Source organism: Streptomyces niphimycinicus, assembly GCF_018883605.1.
Lineage (GTDB): Bacteria > Actinomycetota > Actinomycetes > Streptomycetales > Streptomycetaceae > Streptomyces > Streptomyces niphimycinicus.
This window is the reverse complement of sequence record NZ_JAHLEM010000441.1, coordinates 1-371: the sequence shown is the minus strand read 5'-3', so window position 1 is coordinate 371 and position 371 is coordinate 1. Positions and strand designations below refer to the sequence as shown.

The following is a 371-nucleotide window of genomic DNA, read 5'->3' as shown; positions in this document are numbered from 1 at the left end:
TGGTGGCGGCCGGGCCCTCCAGGCCGAAGGTGTAGGCGATACGGCCGGAGAGCACACTGGTGGCGCCGCCGGTGAGCAGCAGCCCCTCCAACTCCTCCGGCGCGCCCGAGACATCCGAGCCATAACCCATGGCCGAGGCGCCCACATAAACGCCGGTGCGGCTGCCCTTGACGGAGGTCGGGTCGATTCCCGCGCGTTCGAAAACCTCCCAGGAGGTTTCCAGCAGCAGTCGCTGCTGCGGGTCCATGGCGAGCGCCTCGCGCGGCGAAATGCCGAAGAACGCGGGGTCGAATTCGGCGGCGCCGTCGAGGAATCCGCCGCCGCTGTTGTAGAAGGTGCCCTTGCGGTCGGGGTCCGGATCGGCCAGCCCC

General features: G+C 69.8%; 1 protein-coding gene. It reads right to left on the bottom strand.

Annotated features, from left to right (window positions below; genetic code table 11):
• On the bottom strand, positions 1 to 371 hold a 371-nt coding region (locus tag KN815_RS31880), incomplete at both ends, for a beta-ketoacyl synthase N-terminal-like domain-containing protein (RefSeq protein WP_301184669.1).